Annotated in this window: 23 protein-coding genes; 22 read left to right on the forward strand and 1 reads right to left on the reverse strand. The window is 48.1% G+C overall.

The window, feature by feature from the left end:
• Window positions 1–24 precede the first annotated feature (24 nt).
• Window positions 25–633, forward strand: a complete 609-nt coding sequence (locus DWY63_RS10125) for a hydrolase (RefSeq protein WP_117802017.1) — start codon at window positions 25–27, stop codon at window positions 631–633.
• A gap of 47 nt (window positions 634–680) precedes the next feature.
• Here DWY63_RS10125 and DWY63_RS10130 read toward each other — a convergent pair whose 3' ends face one another.
• The gene (locus tag DWY63_RS10130; protein ID WP_117802018.1) at window positions 681–1,370 is read right to left on the reverse strand and encodes a DUF6198 family protein; all 690 of its coding nucleotides are present in this window, start codon (window positions 1,368–1,370) and stop codon (window positions 681–683) included.
• 166 nt (window positions 1,371–1,536) lie between these two features.
• On the opposite strand from DWY63_RS10130, the gene DWY63_RS10135 reads away from it, so the two are divergent.
• The 21 genes from DWY63_RS10135 to era all read left to right on the forward strand — a co-directional run bounded on the left by DWY63_RS10135 (window position 1,537) and on the right by era (window position 26,887).
• Window positions 1,537–2,391: a LysR family transcriptional regulator gene (locus tag DWY63_RS10135; protein WP_117802019.1), complete on the forward strand. Its 855-nt coding sequence runs from the start codon at window positions 1,537–1,539 to the stop codon at window positions 2,389–2,391.
• A 60-nt stretch (window positions 2,392–2,451) separates the two neighbouring features.
• Window positions 2,452–2,784: a helix-turn-helix domain-containing protein gene (locus DWY63_RS10140; protein ID WP_055221741.1), complete on the forward strand. Its 333-nt coding sequence runs from the start codon at window positions 2,452–2,454 to the stop codon at window positions 2,782–2,784.
• Between the two features lies 1 nt (window position 2,785).
• Complete coding sequence (locus DWY63_RS18440) at window positions 2,786–3,874, forward strand: hypothetical protein (RefSeq protein WP_022462416.1); 1,089 nt, start codon at window positions 2,786–2,788, stop codon at window positions 3,872–3,874.
• Window positions 3,875–4,053: 179 nt separating this feature from the next.
• Window positions 4,054–5,043, forward strand: a complete 990-nt coding sequence (locus DWY63_RS10150) for a helix-turn-helix domain-containing protein (RefSeq protein ID WP_117802020.1) — start codon at window positions 4,054–4,056, stop codon at window positions 5,041–5,043.
• Window positions 5,044–5,136: 93 nt separating this feature from the next.
• On the forward strand, window positions 5,137–6,423 hold the full coding sequence (locus DWY63_RS10155) for an amidohydrolase family protein (protein ID WP_117802021.1): 1,287 nt from the start codon (window positions 5,137–5,139) through the stop codon (window positions 6,421–6,423).
• Between the two features lie 26 nt (window positions 6,424–6,449).
• Entirely contained in the window at window positions 6,450–6,899 is a 450-nt protein-coding gene (locus DWY63_RS10160; RefSeq protein ID WP_243001876.1) for a hypothetical protein, read from the forward strand.
• A 397-nt stretch (window positions 6,900–7,296) separates the two neighbouring features.
• Window positions 7,297–9,234 (forward strand): threonine--tRNA ligase, encoded by a 1,938-nt coding sequence (gene thrS / locus DWY63_RS10165; RefSeq protein WP_022461745.1) that lies wholly within the window; start codon window positions 7,297–7,299, stop codon window positions 9,232–9,234.
• A 293-nt stretch (window positions 9,235–9,527) separates the two neighbouring features.
• Window positions 9,528–9,851, forward strand: a complete 324-nt coding sequence (locus DWY63_RS10170) for a DUF1540 domain-containing protein (RefSeq protein WP_055221693.1) — start codon at window positions 9,528–9,530, stop codon at window positions 9,849–9,851.
• A gap of 308 nt (window positions 9,852–10,159) precedes the next feature.
• Complete coding sequence (gene infC, locus DWY63_RS10175) at window positions 10,160–10,654, forward strand: translation initiation factor IF-3 (protein WP_022461743.1); 495 nt, start codon at window positions 10,160–10,162, stop codon at window positions 10,652–10,654.
• A 35-nt stretch (window positions 10,655–10,689) separates the two neighbouring features.
• Complete coding sequence (rpmI, locus tag DWY63_RS10180) at window positions 10,690–10,887, forward strand: 50S ribosomal protein L35 (RefSeq protein WP_022461742.1); 198 nt, start codon at window positions 10,690–10,692, stop codon at window positions 10,885–10,887.
• Between the two features lie 49 nt (window positions 10,888–10,936).
• On the forward strand, window positions 10,937–11,293 hold the full coding sequence (gene rplT / locus DWY63_RS10185; RefSeq protein WP_022461741.1) for a 50S ribosomal protein L20: 357 nt from the start codon (window positions 10,937–10,939) through the stop codon (window positions 11,291–11,293).
• Window positions 11,294–11,388: 95 nt separating this feature from the next.
• Complete coding sequence (locus DWY63_RS10190; protein WP_022461740.1) at window positions 11,389–12,540, forward strand: DUF362 domain-containing protein; 1,152 nt, start codon at window positions 11,389–11,391, stop codon at window positions 12,538–12,540.
• Between the two features lie 89 nt (window positions 12,541–12,629).
• Window positions 12,630–13,067, forward strand: coding sequence for a GatB/YqeY domain-containing protein (locus tag DWY63_RS10195; RefSeq protein WP_022461739.1), 438 nt, complete (start codon window positions 12,630–12,632; stop codon window positions 13,065–13,067).
• Window positions 13,064–14,878: an ABC-F family ATP-binding cassette domain-containing protein gene (locus DWY63_RS10200; RefSeq protein WP_117509409.1), complete on the forward strand. Its 1,815-nt coding sequence runs from the start codon at window positions 13,064–13,066 to the stop codon at window positions 14,876–14,878. The genes DWY63_RS10195 and DWY63_RS10200 overlap by 4 nt, the downstream gene beginning before the upstream one ends.
• 305 nt (window positions 14,879–15,183) lie before the next feature.
• A complete protein-coding gene (gene nifJ, locus DWY63_RS10205; RefSeq protein WP_117802022.1) occupies window positions 15,184–18,735 on the forward strand; it encodes a pyruvate:ferredoxin (flavodoxin) oxidoreductase in 3,552 nt (1,183 codons plus the stop codon).
• A gap of 238 nt (window positions 18,736–18,973) precedes the next feature.
• The gene (locus tag DWY63_RS10210) at window positions 18,974–19,414 is read left to right on the forward strand and encodes a DUF4869 domain-containing protein (RefSeq protein WP_055227895.1); all 441 of its coding nucleotides are present in this window, start codon (window positions 18,974–18,976) and stop codon (window positions 19,412–19,414) included.
• Window positions 19,415–19,422: 8 nt separating this feature from the next.
• Window positions 19,423–20,400 (forward strand): hypothetical protein, encoded by a 978-nt coding sequence (locus tag DWY63_RS10215; protein WP_055227896.1) that lies wholly within the window; start codon window positions 19,423–19,425, stop codon window positions 20,398–20,400.
• 30 nt (window positions 20,401–20,430) lie between these two features.
• On the forward strand, window positions 20,431–21,738 hold the full coding sequence (locus tag DWY63_RS10220; RefSeq protein ID WP_117802023.1) for a putative ABC transporter permease: 1,308 nt from the start codon (window positions 20,431–20,433) through the stop codon (window positions 21,736–21,738).
• Between the two features lie 226 nt (window positions 21,739–21,964).
• Window positions 21,965–22,930, forward strand: coding sequence for an SseB family protein (locus tag DWY63_RS10225; RefSeq protein WP_158568345.1), 966 nt, complete (start codon window positions 21,965–21,967; stop codon window positions 22,928–22,930).
• Between the two features lie 104 nt (window positions 22,931–23,034).
• The gene (locus DWY63_RS10230) at window positions 23,035–25,950 is read left to right on the forward strand and encodes an insulinase family protein (protein ID WP_117802025.1); all 2,916 of its coding nucleotides are present in this window, start codon (window positions 23,035–23,037) and stop codon (window positions 25,948–25,950) included.
• Between the two features lie 19 nt (window positions 25,951–25,969).
• Complete coding sequence (gene era, locus DWY63_RS10235) at window positions 25,970–26,887, forward strand: GTPase Era (protein ID WP_055227900.1); 918 nt, start codon at window positions 25,970–25,972, stop codon at window positions 26,885–26,887.
• Window positions 26,888–26,898: the final 11 nt, after the last annotated feature.

Consider the following 26,898-nt stretch of genomic DNA (forward strand, 5'->3'; position numbering starts at 1 on the left):
GAAAAGGGAAGGAGAAAATTAAGCATGAGTGAAATTACAAGAGATGAGGCATTTACTTTATTAAAAAAATACAACAAAGATCCCTTCCATATTCAGCATGCGCTTACCGTAGAGGCCGTGATGAAATGGTATGCAAGAGAGCTTGGATATGGGGCAGAAGAGGAGCACTGGGGTATTGTCGGACTGCTGCATGACATTGATTTTGAGCTGTATCCGGCAGAGCACTGCCTGAAAGCACCGGAGCTTCTGCGGGAAGGCGGCGTGTCGGAAGATATCATTCATGGTGTCGTTTCCCATGGCTGCGGCATTACCATTGAGTGCGGCGTCACACTGGATGTGGAGCCGGTGCATGAGATGGAAAAAGTTCTGTTTGCAGCAGATGAGCTGGCGGGACTGATCTGGGCAGCTGCGCTGATGCGGCCTTCGAAGAGCACAAAAGACATGGAACTGAAATCCCTGAAGAAAAAATATAAGAGCAAAGGCTTTGCGGCTGGATGTTCGCGGGAAGTCATTGAGCGGGGCGCCGAGCAGCTTGACTGGCCGCTGGAAAAACTGCTGACTATGACAATGCAGGCCATGGCTGACAGCGAGGATGAGATCAACCGGGAAGTAGAAGCGGAGCAGAACGCATAAAAAACTGCCCGAATTTCAACAGAAAAACTGGAATTCGGGCAGTTTTTTTATGCATGGCGCATCTTTTTCCCAGGCATTACCATTTCTTTTTTCGTCAGACGGTAAAATTCTACATGATTTCCAATGAATTTTTGAACCAGAGATACGGTTCGTCCCGTCATAAAAGCACAGAAGAAAGTTCCGATGCCGATTCCGTAAAGATGGTGAAGGATTACAAGGGACAGGATTACGGTCGTTGTCAGACAGGTGAGATCAAAGGTTGTCTTGATCTGGTTATACTTTTTATGCAGAAGTTCCGACAGATCCCGCGGAAAAATATCGGTCGGGACAATCGGCAGCAGGCAGTTGTTGGCGAGGCAGATGCCGAAGCACATCAGAAGAAATCCGGTGAAAAAGCAGACCACATTCAGCGACAGAACATTTGGCAGCAGGGTAACCCAGGTATTGTGTACATCGATCATTTTTCCGAATCCGATGCCGACAACAAAAGAAAACAGACAGCCGGGACAGAACGAACGCTTCAGGACCATCAGGGTGATGACAAGCAGCGTTTGAAAGATATAGTTCCACGTTCCGAAACTGAAAACTGGAAACGCTGTGCTGAGGATGAGCGGCACGGAGGAAATTGTTGAAATTCCAAATACGCTTTTTGACATCAGATCAATGGCAAGAGGGTTGATCAGAAGCACGATCAGAAGCGCCGCTTCGCCTGGAAGATGAAATTTTCTGGTATTCATGAGTAAAAATCCTTCTTTCCTGAGAATGAAATTACGTTAAGGTCTTGAAACTATGCTTATTATAGACACAGAAACCGATAAAAACAAATGATTATTTTGAATGAATTGATTCTAAAATTAAATGAAAAGTGGTATGATAGATGCAGAACAGGAAAAGAGGCTATCTATGAATATCGAGTATTTAAAATATTTTGCAGAGCTGGCAAAACTGCAGCACTACGGAAAAGCGGCAAAAGCGCTGAATATTTCCCAGCCGGGGCTCAGCCATGCGATCAAGACACTGGAGGACGAGTACGGTGTTCCGCTCTTCCAGAAAGAAGGACGAAACGTGAGCCTGAGCCGCTACGGAAAAGAATTGATGCAGGATGTCGAGGAGATTCTGGACGCATATCTTCGAATGGAGGAGCGGGCGGCAGGCCTTCGGACGGAAGAAAAGACAGTGCGGATCGGAACCGTATATCCGCTCGCGGCAGGAACAATACCACATATGCTGCGGGAATTCGGCGCGACCTTCCCGTTTATCATCTACAACCGCCTGACCCCAGAGATCGAGGAGGGTCTGCTGGATGGAAAATACGATATCGGCTTCTGCTCAGAACTGCTGAAATCCGAAGAACTCGAATATTATCCCCTCCGGGAATCTTACATCGCGGCCGCCGTCCCGGAAGGTCATCCGCTGGAGGGGAAAGAGAACATCACACTAAAAGAAGCAGCCAAGTATCCGCAGGTCATGTTTTCCAGGACGAGCGGCTTCCGCAGCCTCCAAGAGCAGATCTTCGCCGAACAGGGCATCCAGGTAAAACCCGTGTGTGAGGCCGAAGAAATCGAAGTCATCACCGGCCTTGTGGAAAATGGTTTTGGAATATCTATCCTCCCCTACATGGACATCGTCCGCCTCCATCACATCACCGCAATCCCGGTGCGGACCTCAAGCTGGAAATCAAAATTCTACATCGCCAGAAGAAAATACGGAATCCGCACAGCGCAGGAAGAGGCGTTTTTTCAGCATTGGAGGAAATGACGGGCAGGAAATTTTATGGTATAGTAAAACAAAATCTAAGTGAAAAAGGTGAGATACAAAATGATCAGTGAAAAAATTTTTGAGCTAATTCTTCGAAACGGCATGACCCAGAAAGAATTCTCCGAAGAAACCGGAATTTCCCAGAGCACCATCAGCGACTGGAAAAGAAAGGGCACGAATCCGTCGGCGGATAAAATACTGAAAATCTGCGAAGTGCTGAAGGTTACGCCGTATGAACTTCTGGGGGAGAATGAGACAGAGCGAAATGCGGGAAATCCGGAAATGAGCGCAGGAAATGAAACAGAAAAAATCATTCTGGAAGGCTTTCGGAATCTGTCAGACAGAAAAAAAGAACGAATCCTGGGATATCTGGCAGCATTGCAGGAGGATTAAGATGAAACAGAAACCATCATATCTGCCAAAGAAATATAAGTATTCTGCCCGTTCCGGCAATCTGAAAGCGGAGGCAGTGGGGGTTGTGAAAGGGGAGAAGCATTTTCCGGTTTTTGAAGGAGATGTTGTTTTTAAACCGCTTACAAAATCTAAACCGCTGTCTACGCCGCTGTTCGCCTATGCTGAGGTTTTCTGGTCATGGGTGATTGATGCGTATTTTATGCCGGCGCCGCAGTATCAGCTTGCGTTTTGCGAAGGGTATGAGGCGGAGGTGGAGAAATATTACGATTATGGAACAGTTTCACCGATGATTTACGGGGAAGGAGAACATCTGCTGAATCTGCTGGAGTTCTTTCGAAAATATCCTGACGACAAAGTCCATATTGATGACTACGTCAATTACTGCCAGATGTTCTACGACTACACCGAAATCCTCGAATCCGACTATTTCCAGACCCACCCGGCGATGGCGGAGGAGCTGGTACTGCAGATTCTCGTTTCGATTTTGAAAGGCGATCAGAACTACCATTACGAAAACATCGCATTTGTCTGCCGTGAAGACGATAAGATTCTGCGTCTGGCGCCGATGATTGATCATGAGTTTTCAACATATTTCATGTTCCCGGACAGTATGCCGCGGCAGATGTACTGGTTTGAACAGCTTGCGCGGTCCATTCAGGGGGATGAAGTACAGCTGGGAGAGTTTGATTATCTGACGAACGAAACAGAACGTCATCTGATGGAGAAAAGCGCAACATGTCTGCACAAAAATCTGATATACATCAGAGAACATTATCCTGAAGTCTGTCAGGTGTTTCTGGAAAAATTGAGCAGACTGGAAAAGAATCTAAAAGAAAAGAAAGAGCTGTTTGAACTGGAAAAAGGCCCGGGCTACCCCGAGACGGCCAATTCAGATGCTTATCTGATCGGCAAAGCACGGTACAAAGACCATGACGAAAAAAAAGCCAGAGAGTATGAAGTGAAATACAGCGGAAAAGAAAAGCAGATCAATTTTGAAGTCGTAAACAGCGTATCGGTTTATGAAATTAAAAAAATTATGCAGCAGATGCGGGAAATCCTTGAAAAATAAGCATCTGTAACCGCCAGTTGACACATTTCCAGCCCGATTTGGTAGAAGGCAACCGGAAAAAATGATAGGATTTGAAGCAGAAACAGCCAATCCATTTCCAAAACAGAAATGAATAGAATGGCTGTGAGCTGCAGCAAAAAGATTACTGAAAAAGAGCTGGAAAACAGAAGAAAACAAATATGATTTTGGCAGAAAAAATCACAGAAGCGAGAAAGAAAAATGGATGGTCACAGGAAGAGATGGCGGAGAAACTTTCCGTCTCGCGGCAGGCGGTATCCAAATGGGAGAGTGCACAGTCCACGCCGGATTTGCAGAAAGTGCTCCGTCTTGCTGAAATCTTTGGTGTCAGCACCGACTATCTGTTAAAAGACGAATTAAAATCAGAGACAGGAACAGAAATACTGGAATACGCCGCAGAGGAGTCATCCGTGCGGAGTGTATCGATGGAAGAAGCAAACGCGTTCATGGAATGGAGACGGAAAACAGGGCCGACACTCGCCGGAGCTGTTGCGCTCTGTATCATCAGCCCGGCGCTGCTGATCTTCCTTGCCGGACTTTCCGATTCCCATATAGAAAACATCAGCGAAAACATGGCAACGGGAGCAGGCATCTCCGTTTTGTTGTTGCTGGTTGCCGCTGCTGTTGTGATTTTCGTATCCTACAGTATTCACGGACAGCAGTATGAATATCTGGAAAAGGAGAGAATAGAAACTGCCTATGGTGTAACCGGCCTTGTTCAGGAACGGAAAAAGGACTACGAAAGCACCTTTACCAGAGGAATCGCCGCCGGTGTTACCCTCTGTATTCTGGCAGTTATCCCGATGTTCGCTGCCATTGCATTCAGCCAGCCGGACTACATCATCACAGCCACCGTATCCATCCTGCTGCTTCTGGTCGCCGTTGGTGTCTTTTTCATTGTGCGGGTCAGCACCATAAATGGAAGCTACGTCATCCTGCTGCAGGAAGGCGAATATACACCGGAAGAAAAACGATACAAAAAGAAAACAGAAGTTTTTACAACCGCCTACTGGTGTATTGTCACCGCCATCTATCTTGTATGGAGCTTCCAGACGAGAGAATGGGATAAAACCTGGATCCTATGGGCTGTTGCCGGTGTTCTGTTCGGCGGTGTGAGGGCAGTTATGCGGGGCAGAATAAAAGAAAAATAAAAAACAGAGAAAAACGATTTTTCTGTCGCAAAATCCCTCTCTGACGTGTTAAAATAAAACATAATACGTTTGGCAGAAAAGAGGGAATTGAGTATGAAATATGCCTACAAAAACGGAAAAATCCTAAACGGAACGAAAGATATGCAGGTTCAGACCGGTCTGATCATTCTGACGGAAGGAGAAAAAATCGCAGCGATTGTCCCGGAAGAAACCAGACTTTCCGGCTATACGGAGATAGATCTGCAGGGAAAATACATCATGCCCGGACTGATCAACATGCATGTCCATCTCGCAGGCAATGGAAAACCGCAGAAGAAGCAGCGCGACAACGCAAAACTCGTCAAAACCCTGATGAGCAACAGAATTTCCCGCGCGATCGCCTACCGCATGGTAGCAGGCTTCGCAAAAGATGAACTGCTAAGCGGCGTTACCACGATCCGCACGGTCGGTGGTCTTGGCACTTTCGATACACGGCTGCGCGATGAAATCAAAGCCGGTAAAAAGACCGGCCCGAGAATCCTTGCCGCAAACGAGGGAATCTCTGTACCGGGCGGGCACATGGCAGGTTCGGTAGCGATCGCAGCAGAGAGTATCGATGCGGCAGTCGCCCATGTAGATGAGGCAAAATGCGAAAATGTCAACCTGATCAAGCTGATGATCACCGGCGGTGTGCTGGATGCCAAAGAAAAAGGCGTTCCGGGAGAACTCAAAATGGCACCGGAAATGGTAAAAGCCGTCTGTAACCGGGCGCATGCACTCGGCTATCAAGTCGCCGCCCATGTCGAATCGCCGCAGGGTGTCCGCGTGGCACTGGAAAACGGTGTGGATTCGATCGAGCACGGTGCAAAAATGGATGACGATATGATTCGCCTGTTCAAAGAAAAGAATGCATTTCTATGTACGACACTGTCCCCGGCCCTGCCGTATGCGCTGTTCGACCGTTCCATCACCAACGCAACTGAGATAGAGCAGTTCAATGGTAACGTTGTTTTCGAAGGAATCATAGATTGTGCGAAAAAAGCCATCGCCAACGACATCCCCGTCGTCCTCGGAAACGATGTCGGCTGTCCGTGGATCACGCAGTACGACTTCTGGCGGGAACTCTTTTACATCCATAAATATGTCGGCGTCTCCAACGCCTTCGCGCTTTACACCGCAACCGCCCGCGCCGCCGAAATGGCCGGAATCGGAGCCGAAACCGGAACCATCGAGCCCGGCAAATCCGCCGATCTTATCGTGACCGTCGAAAACCCGCTTGAGGATCTTCGTGCTCTCCGCAAAGTAGAGATGGTCGTCACACAGGGAAGAAAAATCGATCATCCTCAGGTAAAAATCAATCCGGTGGTCGCGGCAGAGTTGGATCAATTTCTGGTGGAATAAAGGATACGACGGAGAAGACAAAAAAGATGGAAGAGAACAAAGAATCACAGGAAAATTTACAGGAAAAAAGAGAACAGGCTCTTTGGAGGCTTCATGAGGAACGGACAGAAGAAGCCCTGTGGGACTGCGTTGTCGCGTTCCAGGAGTTTGAATTCCATACGTATTCCGGTCTGCCGTATTCCTACCATATGAAATATGGAAGAAGCGGCACCTACACCAAAGAACTCTGGATCGACCGCCGGGAGAAAAGTAAAAGCCTTGTCTGGAGTTCCGTCCGGGCTGCGTATCATAAGGTGCTGGAACTGCAGGAAGAAAGTGCAAGACCAGTTGTCGATCGCCCGAAGGATCTGGGGGATATCCGCGGAATTACGTATATCTACGGGATTTTTTACGCGTTCGGGCTGCTGGAAATGCCGGAGAAGGCAAAAGAGAAACTCGCCATGCAGACGGAGGTACAAAAAACGCCGGAAAAATAAAGTTTCAGCCAATGCAGGACTTGACAACCACTAAATGGGTGGTATAATCTAAAAATATCGAGAGCCGAAAAAGCAATCGAAGCAAAAAAACAAAGCGTAGAAGAGACGAGTAAATCACAGCGAATGTGACAGAGAGAAACCCCGTTTTGTGGTGCAAGGGTTTTAACAGGAACGTGATCGAAGACCAGCTCTGAGCGGCCCCAATCCGGCCCGGTGATTCCGTTATCGTCAAATGAAGTGGTTTGAAAAAACAAAATGGGTGGAACCGCGGTGAATGAAAATACATCGTCCCTTTTGACAGCATAAGCGTGTCAGAAGGGACTTTTTTGTTGCTGTAAAAAGTATAAAAATTCTGAAACACGCTTGCGAAAAATATACAAAGAAAGAGGTAAAGCAAATGATCATCACACTGAAAGATGGAAGTACCAAAGAGTACTCCGAACCGAAATCCATCATTGAGATCGCAGCAGACATCAGCGAAGGCCTTGCAAGAATGGCCTGTGCAGGTGAAGTAAACGGTGAAGTAGAAGATCTTCGTACCGTCATCGACAAGGACTGCAATCTTTCCATTCTGACCTTCAACGATGAAGGCGGAAAAGCAGCATTCCGTCACACCACATCCCATATCATGGCACAGGCAATCAAGAGACTGTACCCGGATACCAAGCTTGCAATCGGACCGTCCATCGCAGACGGATTCTACTACGATGTAGACAGAGATACTCCACTCACCAGCGAAGACCTTGAAAAAATCGAAGCAGAAATGAAGAAAATTGTAAAAGAGGATCTGAAACTGGAGCGTTTTGAGCTGCCGAGAGCAGAAGCCATCGCTTTCATGAAAGAAAAAGAAGAGCCATATAAAGTAGAACTGATCGAAGATCTGCCGGAAGACGCAGTCATCAGCTTCTATCGCCAGGGTGAATTCACGGACCTGTGCGCAGGCCCTCATCTGATGAGCACAAAGCCGGTCAAAGCCTTCAAACTGACCAGCCTTGCAGGCGCATACTGGAGAGGCAGCGAGAAAAACAAGATGCTGCAGAGAATCTACGGAACTGCATTCACAAAGAAAGCAGAGCTTGAAGAGTACCTCCACATGATCGAGGAAGCAAAGAAGCGTGACCACAGAAAACTCGGAAAAGAGCTCGGCCTGTTTATGATGAGTGAGGACGGCCCGGGATTCCCGTTCTTCCTTCCAAAAGGAATGGATCTGAAAAATGCACTGATGGATTACTGGCGTGAAATCCACAGAAAAGCAGGATACGTAGAAATCTCCACACCGATCATCCTGAACCGTCGCCTGTGGGAGACCTCCGGTCATTGGGATCACTACAAAGAAAACATGTATACCACCGTCATCGACGATGAAGATTATGCAATCAAACCGATGAACTGCCCGGGCGGCGTTCTCGTTTACAAATCCGAGCCTCGTTCCTACCGTGATCTGCCGCTGCGTCTGGCAGAGGTTGGTCTGGTACATCGTCATGAGAAATCCGGCCAGCTGCACGGCCTGATGCGTGTACGCTGCTTCAACCAGGACGATGCCCATATCTTCATGACACCGGAGCAGATCAAAGACGAAATCAAAGGCGTTGCAAACCTGATTGACCAGGTTTACAAACTGTTCGGATTCAAATATCACGTAGAGCTGTCCACCCGTCCGGAAGACAGCATGGGAAGCGATGAGGACTGGGAGGTAGCAACCGAAGGTCTCCGCGGCGCACTCGATGATCTTGGCCTTGACTATGTAGTCAACGAAGGCGACGGCGCATTCTATGGCCCGAAGATCGACTTCCATCTGGAAGACTCCATCGGAAGAACGTGGCAGTGCGGTACCATCCAGCTTGACTTCCAGCTGCCGCAGAGATTCGAACTGGAATACACAGGAGCAGACGGCGAGAAACATCGTCCGATTATGATCCACCGTGTTGTTTACGGTTCTGTTGAGCGTTTCATCGGTATCCTGATCGAGCATTTTGCAGGTGCATTCCCAACCTGGCTTGCACCGGTACAGGTAAAGGTTCTGCCAATCTCCGACAAATACGCAGATTACGGCAAGAAGGTTCTGGACGCCCTTCACGAGGCAGGCATCCGCGCAGAGATGGATACCCGTTCCGAGAAGATCGGATATAAGATCCGTGAGGCACAGGGACAGAAGATTCCATACATGCTGATCGCCGGAGCAAAAGAGGAAGAGGCAGGTCTTGTATCTGTCAGAAGCCGTTTTGCAGGTGATGAAGGCCAGAGAAGCCTGGAGCAGTTTATCGCAGATATCAAAGAAGAAATCGCAGGCCGCGTTAACCGCCCGGTTACTGTTGAAACAAAAGAAAATAAATAAGGTAGGTGTCAAAAAAATTGACACCTATGATACCAGATTGCTCCGTACTTCGTACTCCCGCAATCTTCAAAACATTCGTACTCCGCTCATTTTTCTTCGAAAAATGGCTACTTACTCATGTTTTGGCGTGTCCAAAATTTAAAAATCCTCGTGCAAGCTTTGCTTGCGTCGGATTTCCAAACTTTGGACACTGGTATTATCAAATAAATAAAGCATAAAAAATTACCTCTTGGAAATAATGGTTTCTATGCGGGCGAAACCGCAGAAAACTAAATTTCAGGAGGTAATTTATTATGCCAGCATTAAGTTGTTCCGCTATGACCTGTGTTTACAACCAGAACGAGCTCTGTTCCAAAGGAGATATCCGCGTAGGCGGAAGCGGAGCCAAAAGCTCCATGGAAACGTGCTGCGAGAGCTTCAAGGAGCGCGGTGAGGGCACGATGTCCAACTCCACCGGCTGCGGCTGTACGAAAATCGGTGTCGACTGCAAGGCGCAGAACTGTACCTTTAACGACAACTGTAAATGCGAAGCCGGAGATATCCATATCGCCGGAGACAGCGCATGCAGCTGCCAGGAAACCGAGTGCAGCTCCTTCCGCTGTGGCTGCGGGAAATAAATACGAAAAAATGCGAAAATCAGTATTGACAACAGGATGGGAGAGTGCTATACTGCAATAGTCTGAGAAAAAGAAAGTAGAGTATCCACTCTCACCCTAGCGCAAACACGCGACTACGGTCCAATATTGATCTTAAGTTCTCTTTGTGTAGAGATTTATGTACAATGTTAAGTGGATAGTCTGTCTATCCACTTTTCTTGCGTTATCAGTCAAATCCGGTCCGGTGAGCCGAGTTTGATTTCGTTACACCGCAAAAGCGGGAACACAGTCTTTTATAATGATGGAGGTGCACTACAATTAGCGAATTAATGATTAATGAGCAGATCAGAGACAGAGAAATTCGTCTGATCGGTCAGAACGGAGAACAGCTTGGAATTATGTCTGCCAGAGATGCGTACCTGAAAGCACAGGAAGCAGGTCTGGATCTTGTGAAAATTGCTCCGACAGCGAAACCGCCGGTTTGCAAAATTATCGACTACGGAAAGTACAGATATGAACTGGCCCGCAAGGAAAAAGAAGCAAAGAAAAAACAGAAAACAATTGAAATCAAGGAAGTTCGCCTTTCTCCAAACATTGACACCAATGATCTTAATACCAAAGTAGGTGCAGCCCGCAAGTTCATTACAAAGGGCGACAAAGTAAAAGTAACACTTCGTTTCCGCGGCCGTGAGATGGCACATATGAACAGCAGCAAATACATCCTCGATGAATTTGCAGAGAGTCTGTCCGATATTGCAACGGTTGACAAAGCGCCGAAGGTGGAAGGCAGAAGCATGACCATGTTTTTGACGGCTAAACGTTAAAATACATTTGAATCAATATCAAGGAGGAAATTAAAATGCCAAAGGTAAAAACAAGCAGAGCAGCTGCAAAGCGTTTTAAAACAACAGGAACAGGAAAATTAGTAAGAAATAAAGCTTACAAGAGCCATATCTTAACCAAGAAATCTCAGAAGAGAAAAAGAAACCTGAGAAAACAGACTACTGTTGATGCAACAAACGTAAAGAACATGAAGAAAATCTTACCTTACATGTAATTTTTGCAAGGTAGAGTTACGCCCAACAGATCAAGGAGGAAAATAAGAAATGGCAAGAATTAAAGGCGGCATGAACGCTAAGAAAAAACATAACAGAGTATTAAAACTGGCTAAAGGTTACAGAGGAGCCAGAAGCAAACAGTATAGAGTAGCAAAACAGTCCGTAATGCGCGCACTGACCAGCTCCTACGCAGGAAGAAAACAGAAAAAACGTCAGTTCCGTCAGCTGTGGATCGCTCGTATCAACGCAGCAGCAAGAATGAACGGTCTGTCCTACAGCAAATTTATGTATGGTCTGAAACTGGCAGGCGTTGAGCTGAACCGTAAAGTTCTGGCTGACATGGCAGTTAACGATGCAGAAGGATTTGCAACACTGGCTGAGCTTGCAAAAAGCAAAGTAGCATAAGTAAAAACATATTCTGTGTGAATATACGAAGAAGCTGTGAGAACCGGTAAGGGGATCGCAGCTTCTTTTGAAATATAGAAAAACATGAGGTGAATATGAAAAAAAGCAAAGTGGCAGTGGTTGCCTGTCCCGACTATGAGCCGGCGCACGTAAAGGAAAGCCTGCAAAAGGGATTGGAAGCAATTGGCGGCCTGGAATCTCTGATCGGAAAAGAAGAGAATATCTTATTAAAACCAAACCTCGTCCGCTCCGCAAAACGCGAACGCGCCGTCGTGACCGACCCGGAAGTCATGGATGCCCTGATCACGATTTTGCAGGAAAATGGCTATGAGAATATTTCCTGCGGCGATTCCTGCGGCCTTGGCACCCCGGAGGGCATTGCAAAGGAAGCCGGGCTGAAAGAGGTGCTGGAAAAACACAACGTTCCGCTGAAGGATTTCCTTACGAGCGAGCGCGTAGAAACCGCCGATGGCAAATTTCTGATGATTGCGAAAGATGCACTCGACTGCGACGCCCTCATCAGCGTCAGCAAAATGAAAACCCACGCGCTGGAACGCATCACCGGAGCTGTCAAGAACCAGTACGGCTGCATCAGCGGCGTCTACAAAAAACTCGGCCACACGCAGTATCCGAACGCTGAGAGCTTCGCACACATGCTGATCGAGCTGAACCAGAAAGTCGCCCCGCGCCTCTATATCTGCGACGGCATCGTAGCAATGGAAGGCAATGGTCCGACTTCCGGCGACCCGGTTTCGATGGGAGTTCTTCTTATGTCCACCGATCCGATCGCACTGGATACCGTGTTCTGCCATCTGGTGAACCTCGATCCGTCGTATGTGCCGACAAATCTCTACGGGGAAACGCTCGGCCTTGGAACGTGGCACGACGACCGCATCGAAATCGTGACAGCGGATGGCACCATATCCGAGAAAGAACTGAAAAGAAAGTACGGAAATCCAAACTTCAACGTCGACCGCCGCAAAGCCCGCAAAAAAGGAGCCCTCGACCTGCTCGAGATCCTCGGGGTCTTCCAGAGCCGCCCCTATATCATAGAAGAAAAATGTAAAAAATGCGGCGTCTGCGTCGAGAGCTGCCCGGTGGAAGGGAAAGCCGTCCGCTTTGATAACGGCCGCAGAAATCCGCCGGTCTACGATTATAAAAAGTGCATCCGCTGTTTCTGCTGTCAGGAAATGTGCCCGCATCAGGCAATCCAGGTAAAGAAACACCGTCTGCCGTGGGAAAAATAAGGGAGCTATCCTACAAAGTGACTGGAAAAGCAAAAAGAGAAGTGTTATACTTGAAACCGGACAAAATTTAGTACAGGAGGAACAACACCATGGAATTAGAAACTTTAAGAAGTGATATGATAGCAGCAATGAAAGCCAAAGACAAAGCGAGAAAAGAGGCCATCTCTTCCCTGATCTCCGCAGCAAAGAAAGTAGCCATCGACGAGGGCTGCCGCGATGACATCAAACCGGAGCTGGTAGACCGCGTCATCTTAAAAGAGCTGAAGACCGTAAAAGAGCAGATCGATACCTGCCCGGCATCCCGTGAGGACTTAAAAGCAGAGTATCAGTTCCGCTATGACGTCATCAGCGAGTATGCACCGAAACAGATGAGTGCAGACGAAGTCAAAGCCTACATCAAGGAGAAATTCGCAGACGTTCTGGCAACCAAGAGCAAAGGTGCCATCATGAAGGCCGTTATGGCAGATATGAAAGGTAAAGCAGACGGAAAAGTCATCAACCAGACCGTTGCAGAACTGTGCAAATGAATATCATCAACATCGAACACATCAGCAAACTGTTCGGCGATAAACTGATTTTTGACGATGCTTCCTTCGGCCTGCAGGAGGGCGACAAGGTCGGCATCGTCGGAATCAACGGAACCGGAAAATCCACGCTGCTGCGCATAGTAGCAGGAGATGAGACCCCGGATTCCGGCCAGATTATCCGCCAGAACAACCTCAAAATGGCCTATCTTCCGCAGACACCGGAATTTCCAAAGGATGCCACCGTGCTGTCCTACGCCCTTTCCGGCGATGAGGAGGACTGGCAGGTGCAGAGCAACCTTGTACAGCTCGGTATCACCGAATACGACGCAAAAATCGACACCCTCTCGGGCGGCCAGCGCCGCAAGGTTGCCCTGGCAAAAGTGCTTGCGTCCGATTTTGACGTCCTGATCCTCGACGAGCCGACAAACCATCTCGACAATGCGATGCTCTCCTGGCTCGAGGATTACCTGAAAAATTACCGCGGAACCGTCTTTATGGTCACCCATGACCGTTATTTCCTGGATAAAGTGTCGAACCGCATCCTCGAAATCAGCCACGGAAAAATGTACAGCTACGATTCCAACTATTCCCGTTTTCTGGAACTGAAAGCTGAGCGCGAGGAGATGGAACTCGCCTCTGAACGGAAACGCCAGAGCATCCTGCGCATGGAACTCGAATGGGCGAAACGCGGCTGCCGCGCAAGAAGCACAAAACAGCGCGCAAGACTCGAACGTCTCGAAGTACTCAAAAATGGCACGGCACCGACCGCAGACGCTGTCGTGGAGATGGATGCTGTCGAGACCCGCATGGGAAAGAAAACGATTGAATTCCATAACGTCAGCAAAGCCTTCGGCGATAAAACGCTGATGAAAGATTTCGAATACATCTTCCTGCGGAACCAGAGTGTCGGCATCATTGGCCCGAACGGCTGCGGAAAATCCACAATGCTGCGGATGATCACCGGAGAAGTCCTGCCGGATGCGGGAACCATCGAAATCGGCGACACGATCCGCATCGGCTATCTGGCACAGGAAGAGCCGGACATGGATACGAATCAGCGCGTGATCGACTACGTGAAAGATATCGCTGAGTATGTCCAGACCCGTGACGGCCGCATCAGCGCATCGCAGATGCTCGAACGCTTCCTGTTCACACCGGATATGCAGTACACCCCGATTTCCAAACTCTCCGGAGGCGAAAAACGGAGACTGTATCTCTTATCCGTCTTAGTGAGCGGCGCCAATGTTCTGATCCTCGACGAGCCGTCCAACAACGTTGATATCCCGACCCTGACCGTGCTTGAGGATTTCCTGAACACGTTCGTCGGCATCGTCATCACCGTTTCCCACGACCGCTATTTCCTGGATAACGTCGTGGACCGCATCTTCGAATTCGACGGAAACGGAAATCTTCTGCAGTACGAGGGCGGCTACACCGATTACCTCGAAGCAAAAGAACGCCGTTTCGGCGGAAGTGCGGAAGAAACGGCAAAAGCAGCGCCGTCCAAAACGTCCGCGGACGAACCTGCAAAGCCAAAGAACAATGACTGGAAGCAGAACCGTCCGACCCGCCTGAAATTTACGTTCAAAGAACAGCGCGAGTACGAGACCATCGATGACGATATCGCCGCACTCGAGGAAAAGATTGCATCGCTTGACGATCAGATGCTCAAAAACGCCACCAACTCTGCAAAGCTCGCCGAACTGATGGCGGAAAAAGAGAAGACCGAAGCTGCTCTGGAAGAAAAAACCGAGAGATGGGTTTATCTCACCGACCTCGCAGAACAGATTGAGGCGCAGAATCAGAAATAAAACAAGCAAAGGAACTGTCCGCAGAAGAGAAAAAAATATGCGGGCCGTTCCTTCTTTTTTTATCAAGAAATTCGACGCGGAATTACCAGAAGTTGTAAAAAACTTGTATTTTTCCCTGAACACCCACAGAAAATCTGGACAGAATGCCCAATCAGTGTTATAATTCAAACACTGGACATAGTGGCATTGCCATGCCCTTATCCGGGTTTTTCGAAGCGCGGAGGCAACCGAAACCCGGCAGAACACCAACCTGAGAAAAGCCAAAGTAATTTTTGGTCATCATTTTTTAAGGAGGATAAAATCAAATGGCTAGAAAGATGAAAACCATGGATGGTAACCAGGCTGCAGCACATGCGTCTTATGCGTATACCGACGTAGCAGCTATTTACCCAATTACCCCTTCATCCGTTATGGCGGAGCATACCGATGAGTGGGCAACCCAGGGAAGAAAGAACATTTTCGGACAGGAAGTTCAGGTAACTGAGATGCAGTCTGAGGCAGGAGCAGCAGGTGCAGTACACGGATCACTGGCAGCCGGAGCTCTTACCACAACCTACACCGCATCCCAGGGACTTCTTCTTATGATCCCGAACCTTTATAAAATTGCCGGCGAGCAGCTCCCGGGCGTATTCAACGTATCCGCTCGTGCCCTTGCAAGCCACGCACTTTCCATCTTCGGAGATCATTCAGACGTTTACGCCTGTCGTCAGACCGGAGTCGCAATGCTCTGCGAATCCAGCGTACAGGAGGTTATGGACCTGACACCGGTTGCACACTGTGCAGCACTGAAAGGCAAAGTTCCATTCATCAACTTCTTCGACGGATTCCGTACCTCCCACGAGATTCAGAAAATCGAGACATGGGATTACGAAGATCTGAAAGACATGGTAGATATGGATGCAGTAGATGCATTCCGTAAACATGCCCTGAACCCGAACCATCCGTGCCAGAGAGGATCCGCACAGAACCCGGATATCTTCTTCCAGGCAAGAGAAGCATGTAACCCGTACTATGATGCTCTTCCGGCAATCGTACAGGAGTACATGGACAAAGTAAACGAGAAAATCGGAACCGATTACAAACTGTTCAACTATTATGGAGCAGCAGACGCTGAGCACGTAATCATCGCTATGGGTTCTGTCTGCGATACCATCGAGGAGACCATCGATTACCTCGTAGCAGCAGGCAAGAAAGTCGGCGTTGTAAAGGTACGTCTGTACCGTCCGTTCTCCGCAGAAGCACTCATCAATGCAATTCCGGAGACTGTAAAACAGATTTCCGTTCTGGACAGAACAAAAGAGCCGGGATCTCTTGGCGAGCCTCTGTACCTGGACGTAGTAGCAGCATTAAAAGGCAGCAGATTCGAGAGCACACCAGTATTCACAGGCCGTTACGGACTTGGTTCCAAGGACACCACACCGGCTCAGATCGTTGCTGTATATGAAAATACAGAGAAACAGAGATTTACCATTGGTATCGTAGACGATGTTACCAATCTGTCTCTGCCGGTTGGCGCTCCTCTGGTAACAACTCCGGAAGGAACCATCAACTGCAAATTCTGGGGACTTGGCGCAGACGGTACCGTAGGTGCAAACAAGAACTCCATCAAGATCATCGGTGACAACACAGACATGTACGCACAGGCTTACTTCGACTATGACTCCAAAAAGTCCGGCGGTGTAACCATGTCTCACCTGCGTTTCGGAAAGAAACCGATCAAATCTACATACCTGATCCACAAAGCAAACTTTGTTGCATGCCACAATCCTTCCTATGTGAACAAATATCACATGGTAGAAGAACTGGTAGACGGAGGAACCTTCCTTCTGAACTGCCCATGGGATGAAGCAGGCCTGGAAGAGCATCTGCCGGGACAGGTAAAAGCATTCATCGCAAACCACAACATCAAATTCTATGTGATCGACGGCGTTAAGATCGGTATCGAGACCGGCATGGGACCGACCCGTATCAACACCATTCTTCAGTCTGCATTCTTCAAGCTTGCGAAGATCATTCCGGAAGAAAAAGCCATCGAACTCATGAAAGCAGCAGCAAAAGCTACCTATGGCCGTAAAGGTGATGATGTCGTAGCAAAGAACTGGGCAGCAATTGATGAGGGTGCAAAACAGATCAAAGAAGTTGCAGTTCCGGAAAGCTGGAAAAATGCAGCAGACGAAGGTCTGACCACAACCCACGCAGAGAGCGGCCGCGCTGACGCTGTTAAATTCGTAAATACCATCCAGGCAAAAGTAACTTCCCAGGAAGGAAACAACCTGCCTGTATCCGCATTTGCAGACTATGTAGACGGAACAACTCCGTCCGGCACATCCGCATACGAGAAACGTGGTATTGCCGTAAACGTACCTGTATGGAATCCGGAAAACTGTATCCAGTGTAACAGATGTTCCTTCGTCTGCCCGCACGCTGTTATCCGTCCGGTTGCCATGACCGCAGAAGAAGTAGCAGCAGCTCCGGAAGGCATCCAGACCATGCCGATGACCGGTATGCCGGACTACACCTTCACAATGGCTATTTCACAGCTTGACTGTACCGGATGTGGTTCCTGTGCAAACGTATGCCCGGGCAAGAAGGGTGTGAAAGCACTGGCTATGGAAAGCCTTGCAGCACACGAAGCAGAGCAGAAATACTTCGATTATGCAGCAGCTCTTCCAGAGAAGACCGATGTTGTAGCAAAATTCAAAGAGAATACCGTAAAGGGCAGCCAGTTCAAGAAACCGCTGCTTGAGTTCTCCGGCGCATGCGCAGGCTGCGGCGAGACTCCTTACGCAAAACTGATCACCCAGCTGTTCGGTGACAGAATGTACATCGCAAACGCAACAGGATGCTCCTCTATCTGGGGCAACTCCTCACCGTCCACTCCTTACACCGTAAACGAGAAAGGACAGGGCCCGGCATGGTCCAACTCCCTGTTTGAGGACAACGCAGAGTTCGGTTATGGTATGCTTCTTGCTCAGAAAGCAATCCGCGGCGGCCTGAAAGCCAAAGTTGAAGCTGTTATGAACTCTGAGAAAGCTCCGGAAGAAGTAAAAGCAGCATGCAAAGAGTATCTGGATACCTTTGACTGCGGCGCAACCAACGGAACCGCAACCGATAAACTCGTAGAAGCAATCAAAGATGCTGACTGCGATACCTGCAGAGAAATCGTGAAGAACAAAGACTTCCTCGCTAAGAAATCCCAGTGGATCTTCGGTGGCGACGGATGGGCTTACGATATCGGATTCGGCGGCGTAGACCACGTACTTGCCAGCGGAAAAGATATCAACGTAATGGTATTCGATACCGAGGTTTACTCCAACACAGGCGGACAGTCCTCCAAAGCTACTCCGACCGGTGCAGTTGCACAGTTCGCAGCAGGCGGTAAAGAAACCAAGAAGAAAGATATGGCAAGCATCGCAATGAGCTATGGCTATGTATACGTAGCACAGATCGCTATGGGCGCTGATTACAATCAGGCAGTCAAAGCAATCGCAGAGGCAGAGGCATATCCGGGACCGTCCCTCATTATCGCTTACGCTCCATGTATCAACCATGGTATCAAGAAAGGTATGAGCAAAGCACAGACCGAGGAGCAGCTCGCTGTTCAGACCGGATACTGGCATTGCTTCCGCTTCAACCCGGCACTCGCTGCAGAAGGCAAGAGCGCATTCACACTGGATTCCAAGGCTCCGTCAGGAGATTATCAGGAATTCCTGAACGGCGAGGTACGTTACAACTCTCTGAAACGTGCAAACCCGGCGAAAGCAGAAAGACTGTTCGGCAAGAACGAGCAGGAAGCAAAAGACCGTTACACTTACCTGAACAAACTCGTAAAACTGTACGGCGCAGAAGAAGAGTAATTCTTTTTCCTTAAAAAGAATTTGAAAAAGGAGAGAAGTCATACTTGAGAGAGTATGGCTTCTTTCTTTTTGGGAGAAAAAATGAATTAGCGACATTTGGCAATAGTGTTGTATCGTTTGTCAACATTTTTATCCCGGAAAATGTTGACAAACGATACATTTTTGCGCAAGAAGGCTTTGAGATATGGTATAATGTGCGTATCACGATATAATGAGCGTTAGCGAGAGGAATTTTATTATGTTGAAAATATATCTTGGAGAAATGAAAGGTGCAATCTATCATCCGCCAACCTATTTTGATAATTGTTATGAAGATGAATGGCTGACCACGCCACTGGCAAAAGAAATGATCCGCGATGTGGATCGCTCGGAGGTAATCAGTGCGCATCTGATTGACAGCCCGGTGCTTGGTCCGATTCCACCGAAAGATTTATCCGGAGGAATCAAAACGTTGCTGCTGATGGCATACGATACAGACGGAAAGATCTTTAATGCCTCCGTATGTGGAGATAATTGTGCAAAATGGATTTTAAAATTAGGAGAGCAAAAGGATCTGACGATTAATCTGCGTCATGTGATGCGGTTTGGCAAAGATCCTTTTGAAATCCTGATTTTAAATACAGGGACTATTGTGCGGAATATGTCCGAATTTGTAGATGTTGCCGAGGCTTATGTATAGGTGGATGTATGAAGGGAAAGAAAAGAGTTATTATTCAAAATAACAGAGTTCATTATGAATTTGTGATAAAGCGTAATATTACAATCATCCAGGGGGATAGTGCATCAGGAAAAACAACACTGGTAAATATGATCCGGCAGGCAGAAAATTTAGGGGAGTCCAGCGGAATCAACGTTTCCTGTGAAGTACCGTGCAGAGTGCTGGAAGGTGTTAATTGGAAAATTATTTTGGAAAACAGCCGGGAAAGCATCTTTTTCATAGACGAGGAGAATTATTTTATAAAAACAGAAGAATTTGCTTCTGCCATACGGGGTTCAGAAAACTATTTTGTATTGATTACGAGAGAAAACTTATATAATTTGCCGTATAGTGTAGAAGAGATTTATGGATTGCATGTTTCCGGAAAATACAGAGATACCAGAAAAATATATCAGAAAATGTATCAGATCTATCCCAAAACAGCACGGCTTCCTGTTAGAGTACAAAAAATAATTACGGAAGATTCCAATTCTGGGTATCAATTTTTTGAAAATGTATGTGCAGAAAGGAATATTACATGTGAAAGCGCTGGTGGAAAAACAAAAATACCGGAAATGATTGGCAAGGCAGGAACAGAAGAAACCTGTATTATTGCGGACGGTGCTGCAATTGGAGCAGAAATGAATCTTCTCAGCAATAAAATAGAGGAAAAACAGAACGTACATTTATATTTACCGGAGTCTTTTGAATGGCTGATTTTAAATTCAGATCTTTTACAGGACAAAGAGGTTCGTAAAATTCTGGAAAATCCAGAAGATTATATCGACAGCACAGAGTTTTTTAGCTGGGAACAATATTTTACAAAATTGCTGATTCAGAAAACAGAAGGAACATATTTGCAGTATAAAAAAGCAAAATTAAATCCATCTTATTTGCAGGATAAAAATAAAAACAAAATACTGGAGAGTATACAAGGGATTCAGTGGAAAATAAAATCCTTAAAATAGCAAAAATAATGAAAGAATAGAGAGAAGAACATGAACTATACAATTTATGACTATCTCGGCCTGTTTTTCTTTTACGCCTTCCTTGGATGGCTTCTGGAAACTTCTGTGGCCGCGATCCGGAAAAAACATATGGTAAACAGAGGATTCTTAAATGGTCCGCTCTGCGCCATCTATGGAATCACAGCTGTCTTTATGACACGTTATCTGTATGAACTGCAGTCAAGCCCCGTCTTTTTGTTCCTTGGCTGTATGATTATCGCTACCGCAGTCGAGTGGCTGGCCGGTCACGCACTGGAACGCATTGGCCATGGCAAATGGTGGGACTATTCCAATAAAAAATGGAACATGGACGGCTATATCTGCCTTCAGTATTCTGTACTATGGGGAATTTTAGGACTGCTTGCCATGAAAATCGGCAATCGCCTCTGCTTTACAGTTCTTCATTCAATTCCGGCCGGTTTCCTGCATATCACATCCTGGATTCTCTTTGGTATATTGATAGTAGATGCCGTCGGTTCCTATGCTGTTCTGCACCACATCACGAAAAAAATGCCGCGGATCAGCGCTATGAACGATCAGATCGACGCCTTCACCAGACGCCTTTCTGTCCGTGTTTACCGCTATCTGGAGCGTCGTGTGGAACGTGCCTATCCGGCCGTACAGCCAGTTTCGGAGAAAAAAGAGAAAACAGAAACCGGCGTATTTGCCGAAGGATGCAGCTTTTACAAAATCGTTCTTCTCTTCATCATCGGCGCATTTTTGGGCGATATTACAGAAACCATATTCTGTCGCATCACCGCCGGTGTCTGGATGAGCCGCAGCAGCCTTGTATGGGGCCCGTTCAGCATCGTCTGGGGTCTGGCCATCGCCCTCGCTACCTGGTTCCTCTACAACTACCGCGACCGCTCCGATGGATTCCTGTTTGCCTTTGGTACCTTCCTCGGCGGAGCCTACGAATACATCTGCAGTGTGTTCACCGAAATCGTATTCGGAAAAGTCTTCTGGGACTACAGCGACATTCCCTTCAACCTCGGAGGCCGTATCAACCTCCTGTACTGTTTCTTCTGGGGAATAGCCGCCGTCGTCTGGCTCAAAAAATTCTATCCTGTCATTTCGCGCTGGATTGAAAAAATCCCGATGAAATTCGGAAAAATCATCACTTGGATCCTGATTGTGTTCATGGTGGCCAACATGCTCGTATCTACCCTTGCTCTCGCCCGATACGACGAACGCGCCCACCAAAAGCCCGCTGCTAATGCCATCGAGCAGACCATAGATGCCCATTTCCCGGACGCCCGAATGGAAAAAATCTACCCCAATGCCAAAGCGATTAACTAGAATGTGTTAAAAAACAATTCCGTAGTCTGCACGCCCCAATTACAGACTACGAAAAGCCCTCTCCCTCCGTCATGCAAAGTCAGGCCCCGTTTCGACAGCTTTGGTCTGCGCGGTCCGTTACCCCCAAAGAAAACCTTTGGCAACCCACCAAAAGTATGATATAATGTCACATAGATATTTTGGGGATACCATATCCTCTAAGAGCGAAGAAAGGACTCAACCACAAATGACAGTAGACAACAGCTTCACAATGAAGAAATTTCAGAGCATGGAAATCATCTATGTCACATTTTCCCAGATCACGAAGCTCCCATACGTAGAGTGCGATCCGGAAACCTTTGACGATCAGGTATATATGTTTACCGAAGAAGAAGCAGCTAAAGAATTTGCAAAATCCTATGTAGAGAAGAATACCCCGCTGCTTACCGTAAAAGTACTGCGCAAGCAGATGCCGAACTTCTATATGGGCCTCTACGCGGAAGGTGTCAACATGGTCATCTTCCACGAAGGCGATCAGACCCGCCGCATCGAGCTGGAGCAGATCTTCCCGAAACCGGACATGGAAAAAATGAACAAACAGCATCTTCCAGTCCTCAACCCTGGCGTACAGCTCACTGTAGTTTATTTCCTGCAGGAGCTCCGCAAACCAAATCAGAGAAGAGACGATGCCGAGCGCATGCAGCACCTGCGTGAACTCGAAGAAGAAATGCTTGTCAACCTGATGCGAAGCAAATTCATCCTTGCCATCGACATCTCCCAGGTACAGGGCGAATTCGATCCGGCCAACCCGGGACCAGACGTGCGCATCCCGTACATCAAAAACCAGAACGAAGACATCTTCCAGCCGCTGTTTTCCGATATTGGTGAATTCCAGAAATTCCGTCCGGATCCGCAGGCAAAACTCCGTCTGGCAGCCATCCCGTTCCAGCACCTTCTGCCGTACCTGATGAAACAGGCCAAAGGCTTCGTCATCAACCCGTCCGGCTTCAACCTTCTGTTGACCAGAGAACAGCTCCAGAGAATCATGGGAGCCCAGGCGCAGAGTGTCCGCCCGAATCTCGAGGCGATGATGGCACAGGCTGCCGCAGCTCAGGCGCAGAGAAATGCGCAGAATAATGCTGCAAATGACGAAGTAAAAGATCATGTGGATGAGGCGGAAACTACCGACGCAGAAACAGACCACGAAGAATAAAAACCGACAGGGCCGCAGAAAATCCCAGTAAACGGGCACTGCGGTCCGTTTTTGACTGCATAAAACCGGAAATAATAAAGAAAAACAAGAAAGGATATACAAAAATGAACGCAGAACATTGCAAAGCCTATACCCTGCTGCAGGAACAGCAGATTGATGATATCCACGCACATGGCTACCTCCTCCGCCACAACAAGAGCGGTGCCCGCGTGCTCCTTCTCGAAAACGAAGATGACAACAAAGTCTTCAACATCGCGTTCCGTACCCCGCCGGCCGACAGCACCGGCGTAGCCCACATCCTCGAGCACAGCGTCCTCTGCGGCTCCCGCGAATTCCCGTTAAAGGATCCCTTCGTAGAACTCGTCAAAGGATCCCTGAACACGTTCTTAAATGCTATGACCTACCCGGATAAAACCATGTACCCGGTAGCCAGCACCAACGATGCCGACTTCCAGAACCTGATGCATGTCTACATGGACGCCGTATTCTACCCAAACATTTACAAACACGACGAAATCTTCCGTCAGGAAGGCTGGAGCTATCATCTGGAAAGCGAAGACGGCCCGCTGACCTACAACGGTGTTGTATACAACGAGATGAAAGGAGCCTTCTCCTCCGCAGACGATGTCCTGGAGCGTGAAACCTTCAACACCCTGTTCCCGGACACTCCGTACGGCGTAGAATCCGGCGGAGATCCGTCCTGCATCCCGAACCTGACCTACGAAAACTTCCTGAAATTCCATCAGACCTATTACCATCCGTCCAACAGCTATATCTACCTGTACGGAAACATGGATATGGAAGAAAAACTGGCATGGATGGATGAAAAATACCTGTCCCATTTTGATGCAAAAGAAGTAAAATCCGAAATTCCGTATCAGAAACCATTTGCAGAGACACTCGACATTGTACACGAGTACCCGGTACTCGACGGCGATCCGCTTGAAAACAATGCGTACCTGTCCTACAACATGGTCATCGGCAGCGGTCTGGATGTAAAATTAAACGTGGCATTTTCTGTTCTGGAGTATGCACTCCTTGACGCACCGGGAGCCCCGGTCAAACAGGCACTCCTTGACGCACACATCGGAAAAGATGTTTACGGCTCCTACGAGGACGGCATCCTGCAGCCATTCTTCTCCATCGTAGCCAAGAACGCCGATGAAAATGAGAAAGAAAAATTCCTGTCCATCATCCGCGGCACCCTCGAGGATATCGTGAAAAACGGCATGGATCAGAAAGCCATCGAGGCAGGCATCAACTATTTCGAATTCCGTTTCCGTGAGGCGGACTTCTCCAGCTTCCCAAAGGGCCTGATGTACGGCATCGACGTCTTCGACAGCTGGCTGTACGACGAGAACAAACCGTTCGCCTACCTGCAGCAGCTTGCGATCTACGATGAGCTGAAAAAACTGGCAAAAGAAGGCTATTTCGAAAACCTGATCCAGACGTATCTGCTGGACAACACCCATGCCTCCATCGTGATCCTCATTCCAAAGACCGGTCTTGCCGCAGAAAATGATGCAAAGACCGCAGAAAAACTGCAGAAATACAAAGAGAGCCTGTCAAAAGAAGAGATCGAGAAAATCATTGCTGACACCAAAGAGCTGGCAGCATATCAGGAAGAAGAGGAGAGCGAGGAAGTACTCGAGACGATTCCGCTCCTGAAACGAAGCGATATCAAACGTGAGTCTATCAAACTTTACAATGACGAGCATGAAGTCGATGGAACGACAGTGCTTCATCACAACGTATTCACGAACGGCATCGGTTACTTAAGCTTGTTGTTTGATACGAAAAATGTGCCGAACGATCTGATCCCGTACATGGGCGTATTAAAATCCGTTCTCGGCTATGTGGACACCGAACACTACACCTACGGCGAACTGTTCAACGAGATCAATGCACAGACCGGCGGCATCAACTGTGGACTGCAGGTATTCCGCATTCCGGAAAATGATGACGACTGCCGCAGAATGTTCGGCATCCGCGCGAAATTCCTGTACGACAAACTGGATTTCGTCATGAAAATGATTGAGGAAATCCTGAACACCTCCCGCCTGGATGACGAGAAACGTCTTCACGAGATCATCTCCAGCATGAAATCCGGCCTGCAGAACCGCCTGTCTTCCGCCGGAAATGCAACGGCTGTGATGCGTGCAGCTTCCTATTACTCCCCGATGAGCAATTTCCAGGACCGCATCGCAGGCATCGGCTTCTACCAGCTCTTAAAAGATCTGGACGAGAACTTCGATGAGAAAAAAGCAGAACTGATTAAAAATCTGCAGACCCTGATGAAATACATCTTCCGCAAAGAGAATCTGACCGTCTCCTATACAGCAGACGAGACAGGCTACGCACCGCTGGAAGAAAAAATCGCAGCATTCAAAGAGAATCTGTACACTGACGAAGTGGAGCCGGGCAGCATTGTGTATGACTTTGAACAGAAAAACGAAGCCTTCCAGACCTCCGGCCAGGTACAGTACGTGGCACTCTGTGGAAACTTCGAGCGCGAAGGCTACGACTACACAGGAGCCCTGCGCATCCTGCGTGTCATGCTGAGCTATGACTATCTGTGGATCAACATCCGTGTCAAAGGCGGCGCTTACGGCTGCGGCGGAGCTTTCGGAAGAGGCGGAAACGCGTGCATTTCTTCCTACCGTGACCCGAACGTCGGAAGAACCCTTGAAGTATACCGCGGTATCGGCGATTACGTGCGCAATTTCGAAGCAGACGAGCGCCAGATGACCAAATACATCATCGGAACGATCAGCGAACTCGACGTCCCGATGAACCCGTCCGCAAAAGGCCAGACCTCCGAGAGCGCATGGTTCAACGGCATCACCGAAGCAGACTTCCAGCAGGAGAGAGATCAGATCCTCGATGCAACCCTGGACGACATTCATGCACTGGCAGACCTTGTAGATGCAGCCTTAAAACAGAACAACATCTGCGTTGTCGGAAGCGAAGCAGCCATTCAGAAAGAGAAAGAACTGTTTAAGAACGTAGAGAACTTATAAATGAGGAGAAGAGACAGCAATGGAAAACAATGCAAATTATAAATCCGGCTTTGTAGCCCTGATTGGCCGTCCGAACGTGGGAAAATCCACGCTGATGAACCACCTGATCGGACAGAAGATTGCGATTACATCCAAGAAACCGCAGACCACCCGCAACCGCATCCAGACCGTTTATACGTGTGACGAGGGACAGATCGTGTTCCTCGACACACCGGGTATCCACAAGGCGAAAAATAAGCTCGGCGAGTACATGGTCGATGTAGCCGAGAAAACGTTAAAAGAAGTCGATGTGATTCTCTGGCTGGTAGAGCCGAGCAACTTCATCGGAGCAGGAGAGCGCCATATCGCAGAGATCCTGGAGAAAGTCAATGCGCCGGTCATCCTCATTATCAACAAGACCGATACCGTGGAGAAAGATAAAATCCTGGAATTCATCGATACGTACCGCAAGCTGTTCCAGTTTGCCGAGATCATTCCGTGCTCGGCACTCCGCCATCAGAACACCGATGACATCATTCCGAGCATCTTCAAATATCTGCCGTACGGCCCGCAGTTCTACGATGAGGACACCATCACCGATCAGCCGATGCGCCAGATCGTGGCTGAGATCATCCGCGAGAAAGCACTGTACGCCTTAAACGAAGAGATCCCGCACGGCATCGCCGTTGTGATCGACCAGATGAAAGACCGCCCGAACGGAAAAATCGTTGATATTGATGCGACCATCATCTGCGAGCGCGATTCCCACAAGGGCATCATCATCGGAAAACAGGGCGCGATGCTCAAGAAGATCGGAAGCAACGCGCGGTATGAGCTGGAGCAGATGCTGGAGCAGAAAGTCAACCTGAAGCTCTGGGTCAAAGTCAAAAAAGACTGGAGAGACAGCGATTTCCTTGTGAAGAACTTCGGATATGATAAAAAGAAACTCGATTTATAATATTGCATTAT

Source organism: Blautia sp. AF26-2 (assembly GCF_003460955.1).
Classification (GTDB): Bacteria; Bacillota; Clostridia; order Lachnospirales; family Lachnospiraceae; genus Fusicatenibacter; species Fusicatenibacter saccharivorans.

Coding starts and splice junctions, on each gene's coding strand:
- rplT (WP_022461741.1), top strand. CDS start 10,937: ATGGCAAGAATTAAAGGCGGCATGAACGCTAAGAAAAAACATAACAGA.
- DWY63_RS10160 (WP_243001876.1), top strand. CDS start 6,450: ATGGAAGAGAACAAAGAATCACAGGAAAATTTACAGGAAAAAAGAGAA.
- DWY63_RS10200 (WP_117509409.1), top strand. CDS start 13,064: ATGAATATCATCAACATCGAACACATCAGCAAACTGTTCGGCGATAAA.
- DWY63_RS18440 (WP_022462416.1), top strand. CDS start 2,786: ATGAAACAGAAACCATCATATCTGCCAAAGAAATATAAGTATTCTGCC.
- era (WP_055227900.1), top strand. CDS start 25,970: ATGGAAAACAATGCAAATTATAAATCCGGCTTTGTAGCCCTGATTGGC.
- DWY63_RS10130 (WP_117802018.1), bottom strand. CDS start 1,370: ATGAATACCAGAAAATTTCATCTTCCAGGCGAAGCGGCGCTTCTGATC.
- DWY63_RS10210 (WP_055227895.1), top strand. CDS start 18,974: ATGTTGAAAATATATCTTGGAGAAATGAAAGGTGCAATCTATCATCCG.
- DWY63_RS10170 (WP_055221693.1), top strand. CDS start 9,528: ATGCCAGCATTAAGTTGTTCCGCTATGACCTGTGTTTACAACCAGAAC.
- DWY63_RS10215 (WP_055227896.1), top strand. CDS start 19,423: ATGAAGGGAAAGAAAAGAGTTATTATTCAAAATAACAGAGTTCATTAT.
- DWY63_RS10225 (WP_158568345.1), top strand. CDS start 21,965: ATGACAGTAGACAACAGCTTCACAATGAAGAAATTTCAGAGCATGGAA.
- DWY63_RS10155 (WP_117802021.1), top strand. CDS start 5,137: ATGAAATATGCCTACAAAAACGGAAAAATCCTAAACGGAACGAAAGAT.
- DWY63_RS10230 (WP_117802025.1), top strand. CDS start 23,035: ATGAACGCAGAACATTGCAAAGCCTATACCCTGCTGCAGGAACAGCAG.
- nifJ (WP_117802022.1), top strand. CDS start 15,184: ATGGCTAGAAAGATGAAAACCATGGATGGTAACCAGGCTGCAGCACAT.
- rpmI (WP_022461742.1), top strand. CDS start 10,690: ATGCCAAAGGTAAAAACAAGCAGAGCAGCTGCAAAGCGTTTTAAAACA.
- DWY63_RS10135 (WP_117802019.1), top strand. CDS start 1,537: ATGAATATCGAGTATTTAAAATATTTTGCAGAGCTGGCAAAACTGCAG.
- DWY63_RS10195 (WP_022461739.1), top strand. CDS start 12,630: ATGGAATTAGAAACTTTAAGAAGTGATATGATAGCAGCAATGAAAGCC.
- DWY63_RS10125 (WP_117802017.1), top strand. CDS start 25: ATGAGTGAAATTACAAGAGATGAGGCATTTACTTTATTAAAAAAATAC.
- thrS (WP_022461745.1), top strand. CDS start 7,297: ATGATCATCACACTGAAAGATGGAAGTACCAAAGAGTACTCCGAACCG.
- DWY63_RS10150 (WP_117802020.1), top strand. CDS start 4,054: ATGATTTTGGCAGAAAAAATCACAGAAGCGAGAAAGAAAAATGGATGG.
- DWY63_RS10190 (WP_022461740.1), top strand. CDS start 11,389: ATGAAAAAAAGCAAAGTGGCAGTGGTTGCCTGTCCCGACTATGAGCCG.
- DWY63_RS10220 (WP_117802023.1), top strand. CDS start 20,431: ATGAACTATACAATTTATGACTATCTCGGCCTGTTTTTCTTTTACGCC.
- DWY63_RS10140 (WP_055221741.1), top strand. CDS start 2,452: ATGATCAGTGAAAAAATTTTTGAGCTAATTCTTCGAAACGGCATGACC.
- infC (WP_022461743.1), top strand. CDS start 10,160: ATGATTAATGAGCAGATCAGAGACAGAGAAATTCGTCTGATCGGTCAG.